Annotated in this window: 18 protein-coding genes; 3 read left to right on the top strand and 15 right to left on the bottom strand. The window is 51.7% G+C overall.

Going from position 1 to position 17,890, the window contains the following annotated elements; translation table 11 throughout:
- Window positions 1-71: 71 nt before the first annotated feature.
- The gene (locus AC56LY_RS24040; RefSeq protein ID WP_499583639.1) at window positions 72-1,022 is read right to left on the bottom strand and encodes an AraC family transcriptional regulator; all 951 of its coding nucleotides are present in this window, start codon (window positions 1,020-1,022) and stop codon (window positions 72-74) included.
- A gap of 323 nt (window positions 1,023-1,345) precedes the next feature.
- On the opposite strand from AC56LY_RS24040, the gene AC56LY_RS24035 reads away from it, so the two are divergent.
- Window positions 1,346-1,954: an NAD(P)-dependent oxidoreductase gene (locus AC56LY_RS24035; protein WP_499583638.1), complete on the top strand. Its 609-nt coding sequence runs from the start codon at window positions 1,346-1,348 to the stop codon at window positions 1,952-1,954.
- Window positions 1,955-2,173: 219 nt separating this feature from the next.
- Here AC56LY_RS24035 and AC56LY_RS24030 read toward each other — a convergent pair whose 3' ends face one another.
- A complete protein-coding gene (locus AC56LY_RS24030) occupies window positions 2,174-3,070 on the bottom strand; it encodes a LysR family transcriptional regulator ArgP (protein WP_499583637.1) in 897 nt (298 codons plus the stop codon).
- Between the two features lie 72 nt (window positions 3,071-3,142).
- Between AC56LY_RS24030 and AC56LY_RS24025 the strand changes: the two genes are divergently transcribed.
- Window positions 3,143-3,793 carry a LysE/ArgO family amino acid transporter gene (locus tag AC56LY_RS24025; protein WP_499583636.1) on the top strand — a complete coding sequence of 217 codons (651 nt, stop codon included), beginning with the start codon at window positions 3,143-3,145 and terminating at the stop codon, window positions 3,791-3,793.
- Window positions 3,794-4,156: 363 nt separating this feature from the next.
- Window positions 4,157-5,896 carry a methyl-accepting chemotaxis protein gene (locus tag AC56LY_RS24020; protein WP_499583635.1) on the top strand — a complete coding sequence of 580 codons (1,740 nt, stop codon included), beginning with the start codon at window positions 4,157-4,159 and terminating at the stop codon, window positions 5,894-5,896.
- Window positions 5,897-6,666: 770 nt separating this feature from the next.
- Here the strand turns inward: AC56LY_RS24020 and AC56LY_RS24015 are convergent.
- The 13 genes from AC56LY_RS24015 to AC56LY_RS23955 form a co-directional block, all read right to left on the bottom strand.
- Window positions 6,667-6,969 (bottom strand): DUF5076 domain-containing protein, encoded by a 303-nt coding sequence (locus AC56LY_RS24015; RefSeq protein ID WP_499583634.1) that lies wholly within the window; start codon window positions 6,967-6,969, stop codon window positions 6,667-6,669.
- 170 nt (window positions 6,970-7,139) lie between these two features.
- A complete protein-coding gene (locus AC56LY_RS24010) occupies window positions 7,140-7,538 on the bottom strand; it encodes an ASCH domain-containing protein (protein WP_499583633.1) in 399 nt (132 codons plus the stop codon).
- A 347-nt stretch (window positions 7,539-7,885) separates the two neighbouring features.
- Window positions 7,886-8,446, bottom strand: a complete 561-nt coding sequence (locus AC56LY_RS24005; protein WP_499583632.1) for a CPBP family glutamic-type intramembrane protease — start codon at window positions 8,444-8,446, stop codon at window positions 7,886-7,888.
- A gap of 230 nt (window positions 8,447-8,676) precedes the next feature.
- On the bottom strand, window positions 8,677-9,057 hold the full coding sequence (locus tag AC56LY_RS24000) for a hypothetical protein (RefSeq protein ID WP_499583631.1): 381 nt from the start codon (window positions 9,055-9,057) through the stop codon (window positions 8,677-8,679).
- Between the two features lie 151 nt (window positions 9,058-9,208).
- Entirely contained in the window at window positions 9,209-9,619 is a 411-nt protein-coding gene (locus AC56LY_RS23995) for a hypothetical protein (RefSeq protein WP_499583630.1), read from the bottom strand.
- A gap of 217 nt (window positions 9,620-9,836) precedes the next feature.
- On the bottom strand, window positions 9,837-10,328 hold the full coding sequence (locus AC56LY_RS23990) for a hypothetical protein (RefSeq protein ID WP_499583629.1): 492 nt from the start codon (window positions 10,326-10,328) through the stop codon (window positions 9,837-9,839).
- 313 nt (window positions 10,329-10,641) lie between these two features.
- Window positions 10,642-12,189 (bottom strand): carboxylesterase/lipase family protein, encoded by a 1,548-nt coding sequence (locus tag AC56LY_RS23985; RefSeq protein WP_499583628.1) that lies wholly within the window; start codon window positions 12,187-12,189, stop codon window positions 10,642-10,644.
- 414 nt (window positions 12,190-12,603) lie between these two features.
- Complete coding sequence (locus AC56LY_RS23980) at window positions 12,604-13,203, bottom strand: hypothetical protein (protein WP_499583627.1); 600 nt, start codon at window positions 13,201-13,203, stop codon at window positions 12,604-12,606.
- A gap of 120 nt (window positions 13,204-13,323) precedes the next feature.
- Entirely contained in the window at window positions 13,324-13,953 is a 630-nt protein-coding gene (locus tag AC56LY_RS23975) for a hypothetical protein (protein ID WP_499583626.1), read from the bottom strand.
- 306 nt (window positions 13,954-14,259) lie between these two features.
- The gene (locus AC56LY_RS23970) at window positions 14,260-14,655 is read right to left on the bottom strand and encodes a response regulator (protein WP_499583625.1); all 396 of its coding nucleotides are present in this window, start codon (window positions 14,653-14,655) and stop codon (window positions 14,260-14,262) included.
- Window positions 14,656-15,247: 592 nt separating this feature from the next.
- A complete protein-coding gene (locus AC56LY_RS23965; protein ID WP_499583624.1) occupies window positions 15,248-16,270 on the bottom strand; it encodes a MerR family transcriptional regulator in 1,023 nt (340 codons plus the stop codon).
- A 225-nt stretch (window positions 16,271-16,495) separates the two neighbouring features.
- A complete protein-coding gene (locus AC56LY_RS23960; RefSeq protein WP_499583623.1) occupies window positions 16,496-16,822 on the bottom strand; it encodes a hypothetical protein in 327 nt (108 codons plus the stop codon).
- A 241-nt stretch (window positions 16,823-17,063) separates the two neighbouring features.
- Window positions 17,064-17,690 (bottom strand): TonB family protein, encoded by a 627-nt coding sequence (locus AC56LY_RS23955; protein ID WP_499583622.1) that lies wholly within the window; start codon window positions 17,688-17,690, stop codon window positions 17,064-17,066.
- Between the last annotated feature and the right edge of the window lie 200 nt (window positions 17,691-17,890).

Raw genomic sequence — 17,890 nt, 5'->3', positions numbered from 1 at the left:
AGCGGCCCCTGGCTAAATGACTGGTGGACGTAATGACAGGTCGCTACTACTACCTGTTTGCCTATATCTGTTCAGGCGTCTTGAAGTCTTTGAGGCATCTGTTTCTCTAACAGGTCTTGAGCACGGAATTGCCGTGGTGACTGTCCGGTAATGCGCTTGAAGGCCCTGGAAAATCCGAAGGCGTCTTGGTACCCGACGGCTGCTGCGATTTGCTCCAACGTAAATTTCGTTTCAGCCAATAGATGTATGGCTTTTTGCATGCGTAACGTGCAGAGGTAATTCAAAGGCGTATCGCCCATTGAAGTTCGAAAGCGCTCGGCCAGTGTCGACCGCGAGAGGCCAACGTGCTTGCTCAGTTCTTCTAGTGTCCAGCCATGCTCAAGGTTTCCATGCATCAGGATCAAAGCCTGGCGAATCTGTTGATTGGCTACAGCGTGAGGTAAGCCTGGCACTGCTGGACTTGCACGCTCAGCAATTTCGCGCAGCGTAAAAGCAAATAACGCATCACACAGACCGTACACGACTGAAGAAGAACCCATAGCCTGGTCCTCTAGCTCGCGGTCGAGTAGGCCGATGGTCAGTGCAAGTGGTGAAAGCGGTGGCAGCGCATGTGACCGTACTACAAACCAGGAGGGTAGGCTACGCAGGAAAGGATGCAGAGGATCATGCCACAGTTGATAAGCAGCGCTGATGACCTTCGTACTACTACTGTCAGATATAGCAGATTGCTCATTGCGAACAAATGGTGTGATCGCAACATCGGTACTGTGCGAAGGAGGTGTTCTCTCCACCGAAAGTAAGTGCACGCAGCCACGGGCCATGAGCACGGAATCCCCTGTCTGTAGTTCCAGTGGTTGATTAAGGTTAGACGCATGCAAAAAGGCAGTGCCACGCGTCACAGTATGCAGTCCGAAGCTGCGTTCGCAAGGAAAACGCAATACGCTGGACTGCGTGAGTGGATGCAAATCAAGCAGGCGCCGTCGCAACCCCGAAACACGAAGAATATCGGAAAGGATGTCCATAAATTAACCTTTGGACGATTAGACATGAATATTGGATTCTAGCGCATTTCCGAATAGTCGGTTTCGGACGACACTAGGGGCCTTTACAGAACCAGCTGCGTTCAAGGCGATTAACAGTTCCTGGTCAGCACCAATGGAGCTGGTCTCTGTCGGCTCTACTGGCTCTCAGCGACATTGAAAATCAGTATAAACGACGTGCACTGATCGCTCTTTGACACTGCGAAAGCTGGTCAAAAAAGCAAAGATTTTGTGCTTCGTGCGGAGTCGTTTTCAGTCAGCTATTTAGCTGACATGTTTTTTTAAAATCCTCAAGGGAGATTGCTATGCATGTTACGGTTCTCGGCGCAAGCGGCCACGTCGGCTCAGAGATTACTAAGGAACTGGCGTCCCGCGGACACCAAATACGCGCTATTGCTCGCCACTCAGCGAGAATCCAAGAAATCAATGGTGTAGAACGGATCGACGGTGACGCCTCCGACGTACACGAGCTTGCCAAACTAACCCGAGGTACCGATGCTGTTATCAGCGCTTTGACACTAGACGTTACTGCTGAAACTTTACTGTCTGCATTGACAGAAGCTGGTGTGCCCCGTCTTTTGGTAACCGGGGGGGCGGGCAGCTTGGAAATTGAGCCGGGGAAACTCCTGATAGACTCACCCGAATTCCCAAAGGAGTGGAAAAGCTTCGCGCTCGCCGGTAAGGCACTTCTTGAAGCACTGCGAGCAGAAAAAACTCTCGACTGGACCTACTTGTCTCCGGCAAGCGACTTTTTCGCGGGTAGTCGCACTGGCAAATTCCGTCTTGGCAGCGATCAACTTCTGGTTGATAGTGAGGGTAAAAGCAGAATCAGCTATGCTGACTTTGCAATCGCCATGGTCGATGAGCTGGAGCAGCATCGCCATTCTCGTCGCCGCTTTTCCATTGCGTACTAGTCATCAGGACCATGTGTTCATAATCCCTTTCTTCAAGTAATGCCGAATCTATTGTGCTGGTAGCTATGTCAATTTTCGTAAATAGCTACACCTAACCTACATACATGTTGGATAGCTCTGAGTAGCGCCTTCCTTACTATGGCGGCTGAGGTAACAGTGCAGGCAGAGCTAAGCATCGGAAAAGCGGCTTCCGACCAAGCTTTGGAAAAGCATCAAGAGTTACGGTTGTAGTAGCGAAGTATGAGCTGCAGTTGTTATGGTACGGCTCAGTATCTTTAATAAGCCGGATGATACCCGTGCGTATTGCCAATACAGCGAGATGTCCAGCGGCGTTCCGGGCGCTAGCTCTACAAGTGAGCCGTTTTCCAGATGCTGCTTAATCAATGAATGTGGATGCATGCCCCAACCCATGCCGGCTAATGCAGCCTTAACAAACCCCTGCGGGGAGGGGAAAGTATGTCGTGGTATCTCTACGCGGCGCTGACACACATCCTGCACCCACCGTGCCTGTAAATCGTCTTTGCGATTGAAACAGAGGCTAGGGGCTGTGCCTAGTGTCTGAACGTTGACCCCATCGCGGAAGTAACGTTCCACAAAACCTGGACTAGCTCCAGCGATGTAGCGCATGGCCCCTAATGCCTGACTATTACAGCCGGCGGCAGGATGAGCGCAAGCCGTTACCGCAGCCACAACCGTTCCATTTTGTAGCCAGCGTGCTGTATGGTCTTCGTCGTCTACAAATACTTCCATCAACACGTCGTTGTCCGCCGCAAAGCTTGCAATCGCATCCCCGAGCCAAGTCGCCAGACTGTCAGCGTTGACTGCAATGGGTAGCATCGCCCGCTGGGCCAGCTGGCTCGACATCGCAGGCACTGCCCCCTGTAAATCCCGCTCCAGTAAACATACTAGATCAACATGATGGCAGAGTCGCTGTCCGGCCTCAGTGGCCCGACATGGCTTGTCGCGGATTACTAAGGCGCAACCGACGCGTTCTTCCAATAACCTTATACGTTGAGATATAGCTGATGGCGTGACACTCAGCGAACGAGCCGCGCCTTCGAAGCTCCCTTCACGAAGCACTGCCGACAAAGCTGAAAGTGCCGAATAGTCGAGCATTGGTAAGCTAAACTTAATCAAGATTAGAAAGGGTAGTTTGCCTTAAGATGACTTCGTTGGGAAGATGTGTGAATGGATACCTCAACATTTACCACTCCCTCTTTCCTTGCAGTATTCCTTCAAGGCCTTGGACTTAGTCTCGGTCTAATTATGGCGATCGGTGCGCAGAATGCGTTTGTACTTAGACAAGGTTTACGGCGCGAGCATGTTTTCAGTATCGTTCTATTTTGCAGCCTTGCCGATGCGCTTTTGATCAGCGCAGGGGTACTGGGTATGGCCCATGCCCTGGGAGAGAGACCAATGCTTGCCCGAGTGCTTGCGCTTGCTGGTGCGGTATTCTTGGCGGTGTATGGATGGAAGGCCCTGCAACGGTCCCGACATGCAAGCACGCTGATTGCCAGCGAAAGTAGAGATGGCGTTAGTCGAGCAGCCGCGTTAGCCCAAGCGGCAGCTTTTACCTTCCTCAATCCGCATGTCTACCTAGACACTGTATTGCTAGTAGGCAGTATTGGGGCTCAGCACCCATCTTCACTACAAGGCTGGTTCGTGGGGGGGGCCAGCGTGGCAAGCATTGCTTGGTTTTCTTTGCTAGGGTACGGCTCGCGTTGGCTTGCCCCCTGGTTTGCTCGACCTCGGGCATGGAAAATACTGGACGCATTAATTGGCGTCACGATGTTTGTCCTATCTGCACTGCTCATTCGACATGTCTTGATAGGACTCTGAAGGAAACGCATCGTTGGAACCATGCCCGCTTTTGGTCGAATTCAGCCGTTTAACTCAGTTTTGCAGGTTACTAAGATGAAACTATTGAGCGATGTTAGACCATCACTTGTTGATTTTAAGTTATTGCTAAAAGTCATGTAAATTTGTCTATCTTGTAGAAATGTGCACTATAAAAATTCTAGTGCTCAATTACAACTAAAAAATTATTTTATTCTGGCACTTATTTCCATAAGGAAATTGCCTGGTTACAATTAGATAGAATCCTCTGTCCAGTTGCATGGGGTCTACCCGTCTCTGGTGTTCTTAACATCTTATCTTCCGACCGACAGGGCGTCCCCTGGACACTTCCTACAGCGCACAACCATGAATATTTCAAACTTTGAAATTGGTACTCGACCAGCCGTAGGTTTTGGCATCGTGTTGGTCCTATTGTTGGTAGTAGCTGCGGTTACGGTCATTCGGATTGAGAACATCAATGTCGCTAACAGCAAAATGCTCGACGACCGTTACGTCAAGGTGATGCTGGCTCAGTCGATACAGGATGAGGTCAACGTCCAGGCGCGGTTCATTCGCAACGCCATCATCGGTGCCAATGATGCGGCAGAGCTCATATCGTCGCTGGGCAAGGTTGATGCTTCAGTCGCGAAGAACACAAAGATGATGGAACAACTAAAGGGCATGATCAATTCAGAAGAAGGCACGCGCGTGTTTAACGCTATGATCGAGGCGCGTAGCGGCTATGGTGCCGCACGGGATGCCGCCATCGGCCTGTTGCGCGATGGCCAAGCCGAAGCCGCTGGCCAATACATATTAAAAGACCTGCGCCCGCCACAAACCAAGTTCTTCGACTCTCTGAAAGCGATGGTTGCACTACAGGGGCGGTTGATGCAGGAATCAGGCGAGGAGGTGCGCGCCAATACGAGCGCCGCTTTCATTTCGACGGTCGTGTTATCAAGCATCGCCACGCTGACCGCCATCATCATCGCCGTGGTTATCACGCGCTCGATTACTATTCCCGTCAATCGTGCGGTGCAAGTCGCACGCACAGTGGCAGCGGGCGACTTGACCAGTCGCATTGTGGTCACGACCAAGGACGAAGTGGGTATGCTGCTGGCTTCGCTAGCCGAGATGAATGACAGCCTCAAGAAGATTGTTGGCGAAGTGCGCAACGGCACTGAGGAAATCGCATCCGCTACAACTCAAGTCGCGACCGGCAATATGGATCTTTCGTCACGTACTGAACAGCAGGCCAGTGCGCTGGAAGAAACCGCATCCTCGATGGAGGAATTGACGTCGACCGTCAGACAGAACAGTGAAAATGCCCGTCAAGCCAACCAACTGGCACAATCCGCTGCAGCCGTTGCTGCACGCGGCGGTGACGTAGTGTCCCAAGTGGTCTCTACGATGGAATCGATCAACACGTCTGCTAGCAAGATCGTGGACATCATCGCGGTGATCGACGGAATTGCATTCCAGACAAATATTTTGGCGCTAAATGCAGCGGTAGAAGCAGCGCGAGCCGGGGAACAGGGCCGTGGCTTCGCAGTGGTGGCATCAGAGGTGCGAAACCTAGCGCAACGCTCAGCCAGTGCCGCAAAGGAGATCAAAGTCCTAATCGGTGCCTCGGTGGATAGAGTCCAAGCCGGAAACAAGCTAGTCAGTACAGCCGGCGAGACGATGGGCGAAGTTGTGGAGAGCGTGCGAAAGCTAACTTCTATTGTCGGAGAAATTACGACAGCCGGCCGAGAGCAGGAAACGGGCATCGAGCAAATCAACGAAGCGATCACATCAATGGACTCGGTCACTCAGCAGAACGCGGCATTAGTAGAAGAAGCCGCCGCCGCAACGTCTGCCCTGCAGCATCAGGCGAGCAAACTCGCACAGGCCGTGAGTATATTCAAACTAGATGAGTCAGCTTCAGCCACGGCTGCGCCAGCACGCATAATCACCAAACCGATTACGACAAAAAAAACAGAGGAAAAGTCGTTAGTGCGCTTTGCGGCCAATAAGTCCAAGGTCTCACAGGGTGCCGAGAATATTAGTAGAAAACCTACCACCAATATCACAAAGGCTCATAAGGACGCTGAGTGGGAAGAGTTCTGACACTACAAACCCCTGCTAACTACAGATAGTAGTAAGAAGAATATCAAGGTCCGTTTTTGTCCGAACCTAGCCGTTTGTTCTAGCATAACAGGCTACTAGGTCAAAAACGCAGAACCGACCGCGACAGGCCGGTATCGCCCCAAAGCGGTCTTCGCACTAACAACCTGCTGGGCGAATTGCCCGGCTCTCCCGGGTGGGATCGTGCGACCGGCAGTAGCCAGCGTGATGCACGATACCCACAGCTCTACCTTCCGCGTTAATGGTCACGGTCACGGTGAACTGATCACCCCATTGCGGCTTGTAGTAGATGATCATAGGCCAAGGTGGAACGGCGAAGTCGAGTGTGATGTGTGCTGACCCGATCTCCTCAAGTCGAACATGCGAAAGGTCTGTCAACTTTGCAAGGAGGCCGCGATAGTAAGCCAATACAGGCGCAAACTCAGACGACGACGGTTGAATGGATGATGCCAACAAGTCGAGTAATACCGTGGTCCGGCCATTCCGTTCGGCCAGCGAACGTAGCTTGCCGATTGCCCAGTAACCATCCAGATCGTTGTTCCGGCTAGCGAATGAGCCACACAAACCACTGGCGACGTTTGTCAGGTGCGCCCCTCTAGGCATGTGTCATCCCTTGTTCAATTAGTTTGGTACACAACGTCGAGCCGTTTTTGCCAACCTCGGCCGTTCGCGTCAGCTTAGCAGGGTTACCGGCCTGAAGAGTCACTGACTGTTTCGACCGGCAGCTGTCGACCCAAAGCGGACGAAGCAAGTCAAACAAATCCGCCCTTCAGTTCAGATGAGGGCACGGACACCTCGTCGTTGAACTTCGAAACGAGTTTAGCTAGGCTCTCGGTTTCGTTCAGGTTCCCGCCATCTTGCAGAGCTTTAGCGATGTGTCGCGCTGCATCTGCGAGGATGGTTCCCCATGCAACCTCCTCATCAATGCCCATCCCATCACGGTACATCCCGATTTTCAACGAACAATGCAGTTGACCTTCAGCTACCCATACCCGAAGCATTTCTACGGAATTTGGGTCTTGCAAGGCTGCTTCCGGTATCGGACGTTCGTTCATTGGGACTCCGTTTCAACGTGTTGATGTGTGCGACTAGACGTCCGCTTGTGGCCAAATCCGGCCTGTCAAGCCAGCTTAGCAGGTTGTCCAGCTGCGAATTTCACGGACGGTCACGACTGGCCGGAACGGACCCGAGACGGATCCTTCCTGCAAGCTCAACGAATTAAGCCTTACAACTCAGGACTTACCACCTCGACAAGTTCAAAATGCAGGGTGACGAATAGGAAGTCGTCATGTAGTTCGTATTGAGGGAGACAGCGGGTGTGAACATCCTGGAACTCACGTGTACTTGCAAACCCCTCACCTAGCCATACTTCCTCTGGGATGTCGCCAAAGCGGATCGTAAATACATTGTTCGCACGGATTAGGCAGCGCAGGCGTTGTCTCAGATCGTAAACTTCAATTACGTCCCCAGTCGCGTAACTGCCGTCGCCGTATTCTCCATAGGGCTTGTAATAGTCCTCGACAGTATCGGCGGTCACTGTCTTGAGGCCAGCAATCACAGCGCGCGCTAAGCTGTCGTCATCCTCGTCGGCACCCCAAAACGTCAAACGCTTACGTCTGCTCATCTACGCCATCCTTACTGAGGTGTTAGAGATCATAGGTCCGATTCCGCCGCTCTTTTTCTACGCTTGATTTTGGCCCAACTCGGCCATTCGCGTCAGCTTAACAAGCTGCTTGGCTGGAAAAGGCACTGACTGTCACGGCAGGCTAATAGCGACCCAAAGCAGACGTTGTCTTCCCTATTTCGACCTGCAGAAAGTGAAGCGTTATAGCCAGCATAGCTGGGCTCGCGCCAAGCGTCGAGCGGATCATCGCTTCATCAGGCCCACCACCTAAACGCCGCGTGGTGGCCTGAAGGGCGACGTCAGTGATCAAGGCCGCACGCTGAGCAAAGTCCGCATGTCAGGGATGTTTAGAGCTTATTCTGAAAAACATAATATTCAAGGAACACGACAAGCGTGGGTATCGTATTGACGATTGTGTGGGGCAAGCTTGCAGCCCAAAATCCAATTTTACGGTCTCGGCGGGACCACAAGAAGTAACTATAGCCGAACACGAAAAAGCTCCAGATCGACCCTGCGAACCGCATCGGCGATAAAGTGCCGTGCAAGAATCCCCAGAGCAATGCTGAGAGACCAACGCTTGCCAGCTTAGATAATCTAACCCGAACTAGTAATTCGAGTAATGCGATCATTAAAGCGGTTTCCACAATCGGAGCAAACACTAGATTGCCGAAGATGGTTGCGATTGTTGGTTGTTCGGGAACCATTGCCATGAATGGAAGAACGCTAAACGCGTTATTCCATAACAGAAAGAAGCCAGCTAAGATTAGCGATCCAAAGAGAGCAACTGTTGCAGCCAACAAGCAATAGGTTTTAAAATCGAGCTGACAAAAATTTTTTTCCCAAGGCAGGGACTGCACTGCCAAGCTCGGCACGCTAGCCTTGCTTGGGACTTCGATTTTGTGAGTCATGGGAGAAGAAAATAAGTAAAGCACTTACCTAGAGGTAGGAAAGTCGGCTGGACCAGTCTCGTATGGACCTACTCGGTGCAAGGCATTACACGTCATTCGCTATGACTGCTTTTGGCCGAACTCGGCCGTTCGCGCAAGCTTAGCAAGTTGCCGTGCTAGAAAAAATCGCTGACTGTTTCGACCAATACCTGCCGACCCGATCCGGAAATTCACCATGCTCAACGGGATAACTATTGCTTGTGTAAAGCGAGCACTTCCACTGGCATTTTCTCCGCGATGCAATCCCGGACAGAGGCGTTAGGAGCGTCCACTGGTCCAAACCACTCATATACGCTTGCGAAACCACCAGTACGAAGGACCCAAGCTTTTTTTGTCTTGGTGTTCATCACGATCGTATGACGGAAGCCATCTGAAACCTTACTTTCGTCTTGAACTACAACTCGAACGAATAATGCAGTATCGGTAGTGTCAGGCGCTTTAGCTGCTGGAATCGTCGTCTTGAAACCTGAAAATGAAATTCCGTAACGCTCTGATAGTGCCTTAGACAAGGGGCATGCAAGAGCATGAACTGACCAAAAAACTAGCGAAGCGGCCACTGCGAGATTTTTCATAAAATGTGTTTTTGGTTGTGATTGGGATGGCTGCTGCTGGACGACGGCGGCTGTTCGGCTCAGCATAGCAGGTCGCCAAGTCAGAAAAATCGCGAACTGTAACGAAGGGCAGCAACCGACCCAAAGCAGACTTTACTGCGGTCGAAAAACCTCATGTATCGAACTCGTTCGCCTCATCCGAGGTTGGATAAGCAGCAATGCTCAATGCAATTCCAATGCTACCCAGTGTCAGCATGTCAACGGCAGAGAACTCGACATGCGCCGTAAATTGCATGCTGTCTCCAATGGTGATACCGACTGAAAGCTCACCGGCGAGGTTGAGACCGGCGAGGGATATGTCTTTCGCATGCGAGCAGGACAAACAGCGTCGAACTTCATCAACAAGACTACGAGGTGTATCGCTGTCAGGCAAGTCAAACGCGATACCAGAACATTGATGCAATTTCCCGCCATGTAGACGGTCGCCGACTTTCCATCTTGAAGTGCCGGTAGAACCTAGTAGTTCGGTTAGGCGATCAAGATTTGCATCACCTCCATGGACATACAGTGTCGCAATGTTCATTTGATGTCTCCCCTTTAACATGACCGTATTGGCCAATATCGGCGGTTCTGCTAGGACAACAATCGACCCAAAGCGGACAGTTCGTAACTTCATGTCTCCTACGCCAGAATCTATCTTTTTGCCCTTGAAACTAGCATATTGCCTTAATAACTTAATATTCTCGCTTGCAAGTCGATCTTGATGTTTCGACTAAATGATGCACTCAGTTCAGCCATTTTTATTCGATTATTTCTACTAGACTGTAATAGGTGCGGTTGTTAGCCTTTGTTTTTAACAAATATGCTTGGTCATGCTTGGCGCACAATGCCAATCGAGCAGTTTCTGGCCATTTTTTCTTCATATCTTCTGTGATTTCTACTTCATATAAGACATCTCTCTCTTGATCTCGATCGACTTCGATCATTGCGATTTTTTCTTTATCAGCCCACACAAAGGCCCAATGACCTTCATCAGCCACATATTTTTGTCTAAATAGAAATTCATCGATTTTCCCGCTCTTTGGATCGCTCTCATTTAGCTTATCCACATATGGGTAGAGGATACATATCTGATCGAAAGGCGTGTTTATAATTGCTGATACCGGCACAGCCTTACCTATAGGAGTCTGCTCTAGCCGAGTCTGGAATATTTCCTCTTTCGATGAGCTGAAGCGGCAGCCTCCCAAAAATATTAAACCACATATCCCTAAAGTAATTATCCTAAAATTCATGGGAAGTTAATTTTCGCTCGGTATTTTTAAATAGCTATCAATTTCAAAACAAAGTTCCGACTAAGCACGCTTCGATATCTGTAGTTACTGAGCCTGCTCCTGTAGTCGAAACCAGACACAAAACGTCCTATAAAATTTTTAGTTTGGATAATCAATAGTGAGCCTTGTGAATATAAATGTGATTTGATTTTTTTTATTCACTTTATACGTTTTTCTCCTTCACTCGGATAAACCAGATGTGGTGTACGTCCGCTTTTTTGCCGATTCCAGCCGGTCGACCCAGCTTAGCAGGTTGCCCGTTCCACAATCCGAGTCAAAGTGGCATAGCCGCAGATGTAGGATGGTCGCTTCCTTTAAACACTAAGTTACATACTTCGGAGCGGGCACCATCCATTGCAGCTAAGCCACCAGGCTCAATTGCCAGCATTCTGTCCCGACTCCCCACCGTAGGCCAAAATGGTAGTCCGTCGCTATTAGGGTCGCCATTGCGGATGAAGTTGGCCCAGTAGCGTTGTACCGGAGGCCACTCATCCTGCGCTTTCATAGATGGCAGGGTGTAATATACGTAGTCCATCTCGGTGGTGTGTTCGGGCGGCTTGCCCGTTCCGGGAGCGCCAAAGCCGAATTCATAACGCCATACTTTAGTACCTGCGTCACGCATGCGATGTGCGAGCCAACGCGCCGGGCAGCGAAACCATATATCAGTCATGACTTGCGTCGGCACGGCGCCCAGTAATGGATCGGTGGCCGGGGGTTTGCCATCTCGAAGACCGTACAGCTTCCGCGCGGCGGTCACATTCGCGCCGAACGCGGCCATCACTAACTCTTCACTGGTCTCTGACTTGCGTTCAGCGCCCAGCTCCTGTGTGTTACTTCCAATGATGAGCGCAATGGGCCGCCCGGCGTTACTAATATGGGCGGTAGCATAGCTTTTCGGTAGTACGTAGCGATCAAGATTGAGCTGCTCCCACGTAAAGCTTGGATCGACACCAGGGGAGACCGGCAGGTTTTGCGCAGCCGTGTTGATTTTCTCCGCCGGTAGAGCGCGCAAAGCGGCCAAGCCTTCCGCGCCCGAGGGCAGCTCAAGCCGCCTCAGTAGCTCGTCGCCCATAGTATCGCTTTGAGCCTCCGTGCGCGGTGCACCCGGCGCAGCAGACTGTATGATGGCGCGCTGGAACAGCCCTTTAGCCAGTGGTGAATAAGTAAGGAACAGGGCGTCGGTTGCGCCAGCTGAGCTACCGCTAATGGTGACGCGCGCTGCATCGCCGCCAAAAGCGGCGATATTGCGCTGCACCCATTTAAGTGCAGCGATCTGGTCCAGCAAGCCATAATTAGCAGAAGAACCGTGCGGGTCTTCCTCCCGCAGTGCACCGAGCCCGAGAAAACCGAATGCGCCAAGTCGATATTGGACCTTCACCACGACGATGCCTTCCCGGTGAAGTGCGTCCCGCTCTAGGGTACCGGCGGCGCCTGCCGCATTAGAGCCGCCGTGGACGTACACCAGTACCGGCAGTCGTGCATTGATAGCAAGTGTCGGCGTGCGAATCGCTACAGTGAGACAGTCCTCGCTTGCGTCCTTGATAAGAGACCGGTTCCACCCTACGTCTGCCTGCACGCAGGCAGGTGCGTGCTTGCTTGCGTCCAGCACTGCAGGCCAAGGAGCGCGCGACAAAGGCGGCTTCCAGCGGCGCTCACCGTCAGGTGCAGCAGCGTAGGGGATGCCATAAAAAATAGTACTTCCGTCAGGCATAGCCAGGCCGGTGATCTTGCCGCTGGCTATTACAACTTCCTGTGAAATGGCGACCGGCAGCTGCAGGGTTAGAACAAGACCCAGCAAAGTCTTGTGCGGAAAGCTTGCCATTATTCATTCTCCTGCGTCGTGAAATGGGAAGCGACATCAACCGAGGCAAGAATACCAATGGCATTGGATGTCTGTCATAGGTTTAACCCAACCGTTCGAGTCAGCATATCAGGGCGCTAAGCTAAGAAAATCACATAGTGTCACGGAGGACCGGAATCGACCCGAAGCAGACCTTCAACATTGCTTTAGCTGCCCTTTCGGCCACCTTCACAGGCGTCATTTGCGTAATCCCATCTTCCGCCCTGGTCCAAACAACGGTCGATCGCAAGCGGAGTCCGTACCCAGAGGAAAAAAGCGACTAAGCCTCCGAGAAGCAGTGCTAGCACGAGGAAGGCAATTACCCGCTTTATGAAGTTCATCGCACGATCTAGAAATTTTCAAAGTCTGCTTCTGGCCGAAATCAGCCAGTCGTTGTCAGACCGGGTTCGCCCCCGACAACGGTAGTGGAAACGTTGGCTCTTGTTGCAGTGCCGATCGGACTACGTATTGTGCCAGCGTACAATCGCTATCGTCGAACCCAGTCAGGAAAACGACCTTTCCTCCTTCCCGACACGCGGTATTAATCGGCCCTTTGGCATCGAGGGTCAACACCACGGAGTGAATTGAGCGCAAAGCTAAGGCGTGATCTGCCTCGTTCTTGTGTAGTCCAGTCTTGCGCATCGGGCCATGCTCTCCCAGCGGTGTGCACTGACGCCGCATATATTCGAGTTCGTCCTCGCTCGCGAAACGCCCGATATCAAAGCCCGCACAGCGCTGCTGGTCTGCCGGCAACGATTCGTCGAAAAACCCGAAGAAGCTATCGGTGCGTATGCCGCAACGAGCAAACGTGTCCGCGATAAAAGCTTTCAGCTCCACCTTGTCGTCTGGGATTGCGGTGATCTCAAACTCCGCTTCCCGCGTGATCGCCAGGCAAAAGCGGTCCTGCGGGAGCGCAACCGACAAGTCGATCCGGCGAGCGAACAGAAAGTCCCACACGTTGTTGTTGAGGTAGATGGTAAGAAAAGGTAATTTCAATCGGGTGCCTCTATATCCTGTGCTCACAGATTCGAGAAAAATCGTACGCTAGGGCGCGCCAGTTGAGCCACTCCGACGACCGGTTTCGACCCAAAGCGGACGAACAGCGCCCGGGTGACCTCATTCCTTCCTTGGCCGACATACGTCCTTGTAGGCTTCGGCATAGGTCTTGTCGAAGCAATTCTCGAGTCCTTCGACGACATCGATATTTATGGGCCAACGAATTCTCTTTTTTGAACCATCGTCGAAGTCTGCCTCCATGTAGCCGTCGATGACAGGTGGCACGCCCACTCCTACTGGCGGTGGGACTGCACTGAGCCTTTCCCGCGCCCGCTTTAGTGCAGCCCTGTCCCTGCGGAGGAAGGCAATCGTTGCATCGACATACGGATTCCAACCAGCCTTATCGTCTTCGGTAGGCTTGTAAGCATGTTCCATCAAAGCGATTGCTTCGGGATACTGCCCAGCATCAGCCCTAACCTGCGCCTCATGCCAGAACAACAGGCCAGATTCTTTATGATGAGCGTTCCGGTAATCGCGAAGCAGGTCCGCTGCAATCGAGAGGCAACCAGGTGTGGACGCCAGTGATCGCCATCCGCCCGAAATATCCTGATCAAATTCGTTTTCGTCTAAGGCAAGTAGGCGAGCACGGTCATATCGACATTTATATGATGAAATTTCTTCCGCGTCGACTACGCCACAAAAGGTAGTGAGGAGACAAAGAAATAGTGCAGCTAAGATTCGGTTTGGCATAGCTAATCTGTTGAGATTGGATGAGGCCTTAAGTTACCAGATCCTCGCTTAGCAAGAATGCACCTATTGTGAGGCTAACGACCGCTTTTGGCCGTTAGCGGACTCCGGCCCCAGGCTACGTCAACATTGCCGCATGGGAATCGGGTCCAGCTTGGTAGCGCGTTCATTGCGTTGTGCTCTGCAGTCGAACACCTATGCACCGATGCATGGCAGGCATTGGTAGCGCGCCCATGTGCCAGTATGCGGAGTGCACTGCGCATTCAGAGACGACAGTTCAGGCACAGTCAGATTGAATGACGGACAGCCTTACAGCCTGTCAATTTCCGAAAAAACCGATTCCAAGTAGTCAGTGAACTCTTCAATACTAAAGGGCTTAGAAAAACACCTATCAAATCCAGCATTAATTGCCTTTAGGTAATTTTCATTGGTGTCTAAGCCTGTCATCGCAATCAAATGCGCAGTACCGCTGTGATTGCTTTTTCTGAGCTCGGACGCGAGATCAAACCCGGTTAGACCTGGCATATTGAGGTCTGAGCACGTCACATGTGGATGGAACTCGGCAGCAAGAGCTAAGCCGGAGAAGCCGTCAAATGCAATGCGGACATCATAGTCCTGAAACTGGAGAACCATCTGAAGGAGTTCTGCTGCATCTCGGTTGTCATCAACCACCAGAATTCGATGCTGCGAGTGATTTTTTTGCATAAGCGCTACAGCTGTCTGATTGGCATTTGCCAGTTTAACATTTGTACAGCTGCGCTTTTACTAACAGTTAAATCAAGCTACGGGCTGCAGTTCGCTAGGAGAGCAACCGTGCACCGGCAATGGCGACTAATGGCAGCCTGAGCCAATGGTTGCTGCGTGGGTGCGCTAAATAAGCGGCTCGCTATGCGGAGAAGAGTCTGGCGTAGCAGAAGTTAGACTGCGCCGTGGCCCGCCGTCGATCAAGACTCGCTGCACAACCTGTGGGGGGATGCCCAACTCATGTGAAGCATCCACCGCAGCGGCTAAGCCGAATGCAACGGATACGTTTACGGCTAAATCTACGTGAACTGCGGTGAGTCGATCAATTCGATTTTCCATATGCCAATCTTAGCGCGTTGGTGTGACACGCGGCGATTCAACCCGCTTCTGACCTCCGGCCGGTCGAGGCAACATCGCAGGTTGCCGCGTTGAAAATTGAACACTGGCCGCGAACGGCCGAAAACGACCCAAACCGGACGTCGTACTTCGCAAATACAGCGCATTGATGGGCCTGAGAAGCTTCGACACGAGGCATACTCCTAAAAAGATACTGTTAAGAAGTACAAATGCTCGCAATCATACCTTGCGTACGTGCACGTACATCTGGGTTAGCCAAACATGAGGCGGTGTATTCGTATCCTGCACTTCCCCGATAAGGAAGTACGCGTGTCGGCGGACTATGATTTGAAAGACATGAATAGATCGCCTCGTCATATCCAACTGCGTCCAAGTCCAAAATGGCAGAGGACCGCGTTATTACAAAGAGAGGGCGTCTGTACGGTTGAGCTCGTCTGCGCAAATATCGGATTAATGCTCCTTGGGTTGCTTCATCAAGATCGTCTTCGATTAAATCGACAACCAGGATGGACGGGAGACTACTTTCCAGTATTTGAAGCAAATTTGTCAGGGTCGCCGTCTGCGTAGCTCCTTCTCCCACTAGCCATGTTACGGCTTGACTCACTCGTTCCTGCAAGTCGGAGCGCGTTTCATGCATTTCGTTGAGCGCATGTGAGCCTTTCCACTGCTGCGGCTCAACAAAAACACCGCCAGGCAATGCGTCCGCGATGCAATGAGCAAACACTGTTTTACCACTCCCCACTGAGCCAACAATGTAGTTTAAAGGTCGAACGTTTCTTATTTCAAATTGTTCACCTCCCCAAGGCCATGGGAGTGAGAAGGCTAGACTTACCTTGGGTTCATGGTTAAGTAAATTGCTGAGTTCATCCTCGCTTGGTATGCGCCCTAGCGCAAGATCGGACTGGAGGCTACGAACCTTTTCCATACGTTGAATTAATCGACTCATCTCTTCGTTAAGAAATGCATCGTGCGAGAGTAGCGCGGACTGGAGGCTTTGTGGGTTTCCATCGAAAACCTGTACAACCTGCGTAAGACTGAGCCCAAGGTTTCTTAACACCACTACTTTGGTAGCACAGACCATATCCTCAGGACTATAGACCCGATACCCTGCGGCGGTACGTCCAGGGTTGACTAAGCCCTTCTGCTCGTAGAGCCTTAATGCCTTCGTTGATACGCCCAACCTACTTGCAGCTTCAGAGGAATTCAATTTTTTGACCATAGGGTTCGGAGAGTTCTGCTTTATCTTGCAGTTATCTTAAAGCCGTCCCCAAGGGGAGGGTCAACAACAAAATTCGATTCAGCTTCAGCACAGGCCTTCGACGTCCGCTCTTGGCCGGACCCGGCCGTTTAGCTGAGCATATCAGGCCGCCAAAGCGGAAAAGTCGCGGACTGTCACGAAGGCAGGAACCGACCCGAAGCGGACTGTCGCGACGAAGGGAATGCGTCAGTGCTTTGCAAGTGCAGTCAACATCATCAGCCGCTCTGCATCGCCTGCGTCTGCACTAATGAAGCATAAGTCGTCAGAAATGTACTGTTGCTGATCAGCTAAGCCAAACACGAAGTCATGACCTGTGCGCCCTGCGAGGTCTTTGCCGAAGCGTAGCATTGACTCGAGGTCGTCTTCCGTTACCGTATCTGCATTGACGTTCAGCCCTAGGAACCACTCGGGTAGGTCTTCAGGATGAGCGGTACTGTCTGAAGTCTGTTTGTCGTTAATGACCAACAAAGACGGATTCTTCCATGCCCTAGCCAGCCCAGCGAACGCGGCCACTAGCTCTGCTTCTGAGTCCCTGAGATCACACCCGTCGACATAGAGGTAAATAGTGTTCTTAGGCATATCGTAAAAGTGAAAGTGTTCGATGAGCTAAAGGTCCGCTTCTGGCCGAATCCAGCCGGTCGAGCCAGCATAGCGGGTTGTCAGGTTGAAAATCTAGAGGTGGCCCTAACGGGCCGGCACCGACCCATTGCAGACATTAACGTGCCAAGCTCTCTGGTATTCGCCTCGATCTGAATCAGAAAGCGGCTTTGACTGAAGTTTGCCAAGTTTGCAAGAGCAAGTTTTCAGGCTTAGCCTTACAACCATCAATCGTCGGCTCTCTTGCGGCGGCAGAGCGTTTTGCCACCTCGGCGGCTTGGGCAGGTTTGCCGCCCATCCCAAAGTATAGAACGCCTGTCAGCATTTTAAATATCCGCATTTCTTCAGGCTTTCGCTCGGGGAATGTAGTCAGTTGATAGGCAAAATCGGCGTTAAAGTCTGCGCATGTTTTCAGCTTCAACGTGGTCACGGAATCTTTATAGAATTCTACGGGAACCACAACAGCCTTCCAACCTTTCGCCTGCGCTTCCTTGACTTGGAACCTAGCGGCTCTGACGACGTCCAGCGCAATCTTATCCAATTGCTCCGACCGAGAAGTTGTGCCTAACAAAGCGCCGTCCGATCTGCCGTCCTCTGTCAACGGTACAACTACTAACACTTCGCCTTGCACGCCAGCTGCGGCTAGCTCCGCTGGATATTGTTTGTCCGCAGGGCGGAACGATGGACCATCAATTTTTTCCAGTTTTTTCAAATCGTAGGCGTTAGGTTCGGTAGCTGCTGCGACCGTAACGCAACAGCCCAGTGCAACGAGTAACAAGCGCATCAACTTTCCTTTGTATATCAATGAAGTATCTATGTCTCTAAAATTTGAGGGAACGCTTTGCGGTCCATTTGAATGGCCGCTTCTGGCCGAACCCGGTCGTTCAGGCCAGGATAGCAGGTGGCCAGGTTGAAAAGTCACTGACCGTCTCGACAGGCCGGTACCGACCCATACATAGCCCGAGCTAGCGTTAAACCTCGAAA

The organism is Telluria sp. ZT3P25 (assembly GCF_059685895.1).
Note: the sequence above shows the minus strand (reverse complement) of the source record. Positions and strands in the feature narration are given on the sequence as shown.

Excerpts from the sequence above, each read along its gene's own strand:
- AC56LY_RS24040 (WP_499583639.1), bottom strand. The coding sequence starts at position 1,022 with ATGGACATCCTTTCCGATATTCTTCGTGTTTCGGGGTTGCGACGGCGC.
- AC56LY_RS24035 (WP_499583638.1), top strand. The coding sequence starts at position 1,346 with ATGCATGTTACGGTTCTCGGCGCAAGCGGCCACGTCGGCTCAGAGATT.
- AC56LY_RS24030 (WP_499583637.1), bottom strand. The coding sequence starts at position 3,070 with ATGCTCGACTATTCGGCACTTTCAGCTTTGTCGGCAGTGCTTCGTGAA.
- AC56LY_RS24025 (WP_499583636.1), top strand. The coding sequence starts at position 3,143 with ATGGATACCTCAACATTTACCACTCCCTCTTTCCTTGCAGTATTCCTT.
- AC56LY_RS24020 (WP_499583635.1), top strand. The coding sequence starts at position 4,157 with ATGAATATTTCAAACTTTGAAATTGGTACTCGACCAGCCGTAGGTTTT.
- AC56LY_RS24015 (WP_499583634.1), bottom strand. The coding sequence starts at position 6,969 with ATGAACGAACGTCCGATACCGGAAGCAGCCTTGCAAGACCCAAATTCC.
- AC56LY_RS24010 (WP_499583633.1), bottom strand. The coding sequence starts at position 7,538 with ATGAGCAGACGTAAGCGTTTGACGTTTTGGGGTGCCGACGAGGATGAC.
- AC56LY_RS24005 (WP_499583632.1), bottom strand. The coding sequence starts at position 8,446 with ATGACTCACAAAATCGAAGTCCCAAGCAAGGCTAGCGTGCCGAGCTTG.
- AC56LY_RS24000 (WP_499583631.1), bottom strand. The coding sequence starts at position 9,057 with ATGAAAAATCTCGCAGTGGCCGCTTCGCTAGTTTTTTGGTCAGTTCAT.
- AC56LY_RS23995 (WP_499583630.1), bottom strand. The coding sequence starts at position 9,619 with ATGAACATTGCGACACTGTATGTCCATGGAGGTGATGCAAATCTTGAT.
- AC56LY_RS23990 (WP_499583629.1), bottom strand. The coding sequence starts at position 10,328 with ATGAATTTTAGGATAATTACTTTAGGGATATGTGGTTTAATATTTTTG.
- AC56LY_RS23985 (WP_499583628.1), bottom strand. The coding sequence starts at position 12,189 with ATGGCAAGCTTTCCGCACAAGACTTTGCTGGGTCTTGTTCTAACCCTG.
- AC56LY_RS23975 (WP_499583626.1), bottom strand. The coding sequence starts at position 13,953 with ATGCCAAACCGAATCTTAGCTGCACTATTTCTTTGTCTCCTCACTACC.
- AC56LY_RS23970 (WP_499583625.1), bottom strand. The coding sequence starts at position 14,655 with ATGCAAAAAAATCACTCGCAGCATCGAATTCTGGTGGTTGATGACAAC.
- AC56LY_RS23965 (WP_499583624.1), bottom strand. The coding sequence starts at position 16,270 with ATGGTCAAAAAATTGAATTCCTCTGAAGCTGCAAGTAGGTTGGGCGTA.
- AC56LY_RS23955 (WP_499583622.1), bottom strand. The coding sequence starts at position 17,690 with ATGCGCTTGTTACTCGTTGCACTGGGCTGTTGCGTTACGGTCGCAGCA.